The organism is Vibrio sp. 1557 (assembly GCF_033340175.1).
Classification (GTDB): Bacteria; Pseudomonadota; Gammaproteobacteria; order Enterobacterales; family Vibrionaceae; genus Vibrio; species Vibrio alginolyticus.
The window spans coordinates 1-6,267 of record NZ_JAWOVZ010000052.1 but is presented as its reverse complement, the minus strand read 5'-3'; the positions used below and the strand labels follow the sequence as shown (position 1 = coordinate 6,267).

Here is a 6,267-nt window from a genome sequence, read left to right as displayed (position 1 = left end):
GGGGTCGCGGGTTCGAGTCCCGTCCACTCCGCCACTTATATTAAGCCTCAGTCGAAAGACTGGGGCTTTTTTCGTTTCTACTGCGACGTTTCCCTGAAGAGTGTTTATACACCTAACTAGACTATTTCACATAATCCCTACTAAGCGAACTCTGCGTAATTACACACTAGGCTTTAATTAATTATAGGCCGGTGATGCTGTGGAAAGGCAATATGACCTACAAACAAGCCTAAGTAATCTATGGTATTCAAAGGCGTTCAACGACTTGAATCTTGATGAGAAAGAAAAAACGAATTGGAAGATGAAAGATTGAAGGAGCTCTTCATTAGCGAGGTGATGATTTTCGACGCTGAACATTTGATGAGTCTCAGAAAAAATATATCGCCAAAGGGTAAGAAGCGCCAGAACAGAGAGGGGTAGCTTAGCTCGAGGCTGTAAGCTATGCGGAATACTCACAAACGTCAAAGCTCAAACCCATTAAGAGAGTCGCTCTAGATCTAAGTGGTTATGTGCTTATTCCAAATGGATTATATGAAAAAGCCAACTGCTAAAGCGGTTGGCTTAGTATAAAAATTTCGACGTACTTTAGAGCGAGAAATGATGTCTAAAGAATACGTTTTAAAACACCATCTGCCTTTAGGCGGGTAATTTTTCTGACCAGTCGCTGTACCTCTATAGGATAGTCTTCTACTTTCTCTAATTGCTTATAAGTACAGATAAGGTGAGTATGCTCAAGAATACGCGAAACTTCGTCTTCAAACTTCTCAGTGAGCTTCGCATAATTGTCTTGTATGAGTAGCCCATTTTCTAGGTCGAGTGACCAAGCACGTGGATTTAGGTTATTCCCAGTAAGTAGCATATAGCGTTTATCAACCCAAATACCCTTAAGGTGGAAGCTGTTATTGTCATGCTTCCATAGGTGAATTGACAATTTACGTGCGGCGATATTCGCTTCATTGGCTTTCGCAAAGCGACGCAAATTCACTTCGTAAAGATATGGAAGTCCGCCAATGGTTTTAAAGTCTTCCTCAGGTGCAATGTAAAAGTCATTGGCGGTTTTATCGCCCACAACAATAGTTACTTTCACACCACGCTTCATGGCTCGTTTCACTTCACGATGAAGTGCTTTAGGGAAGTTAAAGTAAGGCGTACAAATGAAAATTTCGTCTTGGGCTGCTGCCAATAACTTTACAATCTGTTGATTGAGCAGATTACGGCGTTTGCCTAGCCCAACTAACGGAGTGACTTTTACACTTTCTTCTGTTGCAGCTTGGTCTTCAAACTTATAGTTGGCTTGAGCAAGAGAAGCCCTCAGTTGGCGAATCGCCGACTTTATTTCTTTGGTTTCTGGCTTATCTTTTCCTGCAAGATCATTAACGGCAGGGTGAGCAATCATTTCTTCCTGAATGAATTGCACCATTGAATTCGCTAAAGATTCATGTCGAATCACATGGTAACGATCAAATCGATAACGTTCATGATAATGGAGATAAACGTTATTTAAGCTCGCCCCACTGTAGATAACAGTATCATCGACAATGAAGCCTTTTAAATGCAGTACCCCAAAAACTTCTCTGCCACGCACTGGTATGCCATAGACAGGGATTGGGTGCTGGTACTTACTGGCATATGCTTTGTAAAGCGCTGAATTACCCTCAGATGTCTCCGCACCAATCAGGCCACGCTGCGCTCGATGCCAGTCGACACAGATATTGATGTCCAACCCAGGATTGCGCTGTTTCGCTTCATAAAGCGCAGTGAGAATTTCACGTCCAGCTTCATCATCTTCCAGATATAGAGCGACTAGGTAAATTCGCGACGTTGCTTTGCTGATAGCATCTAAAAGACGGGTTCTGAATGATTCTGCTGAATACAGAACATCAAAGTCTTCCGGATTGACAGCGAGACTTGGCAACTGTTCGAATGGATTCCTACTTACTATCATATCGGTATGAGTACCTTAGTTTAGTGCAATATTGCGAACCTGCCATTTTATCAAAGATATGATTTACCTGGCTACAAAAGCACGCGTTTTGATGTCGTTGAAGAGATGAATTGCATTGGAATGAGATCTTTACCGCTATCTACGTAACGTTGAAATGCCATTTTTAGCGGGTGTGGTAGCTCAGAGCAATCAATTGTTGTGAATCCATGCTTGGAATAATAGGATTCGAGATGTGTAAACGCGAAGCAATAATCGCCATCAGTGAAAACATTGTTTTTACAATGAGTTAGTAGTTTTTTTCCAATCCCTGTTCCCCTAACTTTCGGAATGACCAACATTCCTGTCAACAGACGAACTTTATCTACACCTTTTAAACGTAGTAACGCAATGATTTCACCCTTATGGCTTGCTGTAATGATCAATTCATCCTTTTTGGCTCGACCCGCAGGGTAATACGCTTTGTATAGTTTCTTAATGAGGGGGAGCTTGATGGGATTTAACACTTCTATGATTAATGAGTCTGGTATTGTCACTGCGGTTAAAAGATAACTAATGTAGAATGTCGACAGTTTAAGAGAATCTTATCTGGTGTTGCAAACCTACTATGCAAATTAAAACAAATGCGAGCCTAAAGGCTTACCATACTTTTGGAATTGAACAATCGTGTTCCTATTTAGCTATCGTTGAGTCGCTCGAAGATGTTATTGAGCTATTTCAAAACCCAAGATTCACCCATTTACCGAAACTTTTTTTAGGTAAAGGAAGTAATGTTCTTTTTACAGAACATTTTGAGGGATTAGTGATTGTTAATCGAATCATGGGTAAAGAAGTCACGGAAACGGATGAGCACTACCTATTACATATTGCCGGTGGTGAAGATTGGCCTGAATTGGTTTCCTGGTGTGTGAATCAGGGGATCGGTGGGATCGAGAACTTAGCTTTGATTCCAGGTTGTGCTGGCTCGGCTCCTATTCAGAACATTGGTGCGTATGGCCTAGAGCTAAAAGACATCTGTGATTATGTAGATGTTCTTGACCTAACTACGTTTGAAAACAAAAGAATGCACGCCCAAGACTGTGAGTTTGCCTATAGGGATTCCATATTTAAACATGCGTTGCACGGAAAGTGCTTTATCACCGCATTAGGGCTTAAGTTGGCGAAGCAATGGCAGCCGATTAACCAGTACGGCCCTTTACAAAGTATCCCAGAAGAACAACTCAGCCCTGCTTCTATCTTCGAACGAGTATGCCAAGTGCGAAAGGCAAAACTACCAGATCCAACCAAGATAGGTAACGCAGGTAGTTTCTTTAAAAACCCAGTGATCACGCAAGATCACTATGATCGACTCACAAAAAAATACCCTAACGTAGTGGCCTACCCAGCTTCTGGAGGAATGAAAATTGCTGCTGGTTGGCTTATCGATCAGTGTGGATTAAAAGGGAAGTCTGTACACGGTGCGCAGGTCAACCCTATGCAAGCTTTGGTTTTGACCAACATGGATAATTGTAGTGCAGATGACATTGTCGCGCTTGCTTCTTTAGTGAAGCAGACAGTATGGGACAAATACCAAATCATACTTGAGCATGAAGTACGCTTTCTCAATCGTACCGGGGAGACCAATTTGGCTCAGATCGAGGCATCTAGATGAGAAAAGATCACTCTACGAAACTTCATATTCTAAAGTTATTAAGTGATGGAGAGTTTCATTCAGGAGAAGCGTTGGGCGACGATCTTAATGTTTCTAGAGCGGCAATCGCTAAGCACATTAAAGGTCTTAGTGAATGGGGTATTGATATTTATCGAGTGCAAGGGCGCGGTTACCAATTAGCCTCACCATTGCAGTTGTTAGACGAGACTCTCCTTACCACTAGCTCGGAGTCACTTGTTGAACTCGTCCCTGTGATTGACTCAACGAATCAATATTTGCTCGACAGAGTCGCGGATTCGGAAAAGGGCCGTGTTTGTATTGCTGAATATCAAGCACAAGGGCGTGGTCGCCGCGGTAGACAATGGGTCTCACCGTTTGGCTCTAACTTATATCTCTCTATGTATTGGCGACTGGATGCAGGAATGGCTGCGGCAATGGGCTTGAGCTTGGTGATTGGGATTGCCGCAGTGGAAGCTTTGGAAGAAGTAGGCATGCAAGGTGTTAAACTCAAGTGGCCGAATGACTTGTATTATCAAGATAAAAAACTGGCCGGAATCTTGGTTGAAATGTCGGGTCAGGCCGGTGGGGCTGCTCATCTAGTGATTGGGATGGGCCTGAATATTGGAATGCCTGACGACCAGCCTGAGATTGACCAGCCATGGACCACGTTGAACCAAGTAAATCAGAGTCTCAAGAACGATAGAAATGTTCTAGCAATGACACTTATCAAGCATTGGAATTCCGCACTTGTCGAATATGAAATGAAAGGGCTTACTGGCTTTATCGAACGTTGGAATCGGTTAGACAATTTCCTTAATCGTCAGGTCAAACTGCTTATTGGTCCTAGAGAGGTATATGGCGTCGTTCGAGGCATCGATCATCAAGGTGGAATATTAATCGAAACCTCCCAAGGACTCGAGACTTATATTGGTGGTGAAATCTCGTTGCGTAAAAGTGACTAATCTTCGATTACTTTCGCAACGAGACTTTATCAACCAAGTGGTTAACGCCTTTGTGTAGAATCAAGTGGGCTCTCTCACGAGTTGGAAGAATATTCAATTCTAAATTGAGCCCATTAATATCATGCCAAATTTGCTTCGCTTTTTTCTTTGCGTCATCGACAGAGAGTTGTGTGTAGTGGCTAAAATAAGAGCCTGGTTTCGTAAAGGCCCCTTGGCGAAACTTTAAAAAGCGTTCTACATACCAATGTTCAATGGTCTCTGTTTCTGCGTCGACATAAATTGAAAAATCTAAAAAGTCAGAGACGAAGACACGATGCGGGTCATGTGGATAGTCCATTCCACTTTGCAGAACGTTTAAACCTTCAATAATAAGAACATCCGGTCTATCCACTTTTCTTAGTTCATCAGTAATGTCATACGTGATGTGAGAGTAGATGGGTACTTCAAGATCGGGCTTTCCTGCCTTTACGTCAGACATGAACTCGACTAAGCGCTTGATATCATAGGATTCTGGGAAGCCTTTACGATGCATGATACCGCGTTCTTCTAGTACTTTTTTCGGATATAGGAAGCCATCTGTTGTAACCAAGGACACTTTGGGATGATTCTCCCAACGAGAAAGCAATGCCGTTAGAATACGAGCAGTCGTACTTTTGCCTACAGCAACACTGCCAGCGATACCAATTACGAAAGGGGGAGCATGTTCCTCTGTATTTAAGAATTGTTGTAATACGGAATTGCGGCTTTGACGAGCCTGGACATACAGATTCAAAAGACGAGACAAAGGAAGGTAGATCTCTACCGCTTCCTCCATGGTTAGGTTTTCATTAATGCCCTGAAGCGCAGTCAAGTCGTCTTCAGAAAGTGTCATCGGTACAGAGTTTCTTAACTCGGCCCAATTTGCACGGTCAAATGACAAAAATGGACTCATGGGTCTCTTTTATCCTTGGTTTAATAGAAGCAAGAACATACATCAAGCGAACTTCAAAGCAAACGACAAAGGTCGAAGTTTACTTTAAAAAAGCTAAGTTTGTACGAATTTGCAGCAAACGAATCTAAAAAATCGAAATTTATGATTTTTTTTCAAATTACTATTGCAACCTAGAAAATCATTCAATAGAATGCGCACCACTTATGCCGACTTAGCTCAGTAGGTAGAGCAACTGACTTGTAATCAGTAGGTCACCAGTTCGATTCCGGTAGTCGGCACCATTCTTTCCTTTAGTAGTCTGAATGGCTTGAAAATTTGGAGGGGTTCCCGAGTGGCCAAAGGGAGCAGACTGTAAATCTGCCGGCACTGCCTTCGATGGTTCGAATCCGTCCCCCTCCACCATATTCTTTAGGAAATAGCTCTCAGAGTTACGTGTTGCGGGCATCGTATAATGGCTATTACCTCAGCCTTCCAAGCTGATGATGCGGGTTCGATTCCCGCTGCCCGCTCCACTCTAATTTGAGTGCTGATATAGCTCAGGTGGTAGAGCGCATCCTTGGTAAGGATGAGGTCGGCAGTTCGAGTCTGCCTATCAGCACCAGCTCTCAAGTTTATTTCCTTTTGATATTAGATTTACCAATTATCTTTTTTTGGTTGCGTGGTCAATTTGGGCCACCTAAATCCGTACCTAGAGGGACCACTCATGTCTAAAGAAAAATTTGAACGTACGAAACCGCACGTTAACGTTGGTACTATCGGCCACGTTGACCACGGTAAAACA

The 6,267-nt window shown here is 42.8% G+C and carries 5 protein-coding genes and 4 tRNA genes; 6 read left to right on the top strand and 3 right to left on the bottom strand.

Translation table 11 applies throughout. The features are described 5' to 3' along the window. Window positions 1-604: 604 nt before the first annotated feature. Both pssA and R7070_RS24175 read right to left on the bottom strand, forming a co-directional pair. Window positions 605-1,945 (bottom strand): CDP-diacylglycerol--serine O-phosphatidyltransferase, encoded by a 1,341-nt coding sequence (gene pssA, locus R7070_RS24180; RefSeq protein WP_025768993.1) that lies wholly within the window; start codon window positions 1,943-1,945, stop codon window positions 605-607. 71 nt (window positions 1,946-2,016) lie between these two features. After that, the gene (locus R7070_RS24175; protein WP_017633746.1) at window positions 2,017-2,448 is read right to left on the bottom strand and encodes a GNAT family N-acetyltransferase; all 432 of its coding nucleotides are present in this window, start codon (window positions 2,446-2,448) and stop codon (window positions 2,017-2,019) included. Between the two features lie 101 nt (window positions 2,449-2,549). On the opposite strand from R7070_RS24175, the gene murB reads away from it, so the two are divergent. Then, a complete protein-coding gene (gene murB / locus R7070_RS24170) occupies window positions 2,550-3,593 on the top strand; it encodes a UDP-N-acetylmuramate dehydrogenase (protein WP_053303319.1) in 1,044 nt (347 codons plus the stop codon). Beyond that, a complete protein-coding gene (gene birA, locus R7070_RS24165; protein ID WP_054579710.1) occupies window positions 3,590-4,555 on the top strand; it encodes a bifunctional biotin--[acetyl-CoA-carboxylase] ligase/biotin operon repressor BirA in 966 nt (321 codons plus the stop codon). Before murB ends, birA begins: the two co-directional genes overlap by 4 nt. A 7-nt stretch (window positions 4,556-4,562) precedes the next feature. Here birA and coaA read toward each other — a convergent pair whose 3' ends face one another. Continuing rightward, a complete protein-coding gene (gene coaA, locus R7070_RS24160; protein WP_005388683.1) occupies window positions 4,563-5,486 on the bottom strand; it encodes a type I pantothenate kinase in 924 nt (307 codons plus the stop codon). A 205-nt stretch (window positions 5,487-5,691) separates the two neighbouring features. Between coaA and R7070_RS24155 the strand changes: the two genes are divergently transcribed. The 4 genes from R7070_RS24155 to R7070_RS24140 all read left to right on the top strand — a co-directional run bounded on the left by R7070_RS24155 (window position 5,692) and on the right by R7070_RS24140 (window position 6,087). Continuing rightward, window positions 5,692-5,767 (top strand) — tRNA-Thr (locus tag R7070_RS24155). 36 nt (window positions 5,768-5,803) lie between these two features. Further along, window positions 5,804-5,888 (top strand) — tRNA-Tyr (locus R7070_RS24150). Window positions 5,889-5,923: 35 nt separating this feature from the next. Continuing rightward, window positions 5,924-5,998 (top strand) — tRNA-Gly (locus tag R7070_RS24145). 13 nt (window positions 5,999-6,011) lie between these two features. Beyond that, window positions 6,012-6,087, top strand: a tRNA-Thr gene (locus tag R7070_RS24140). Window positions 6,088-6,267 lie beyond the last annotated feature (180 nt).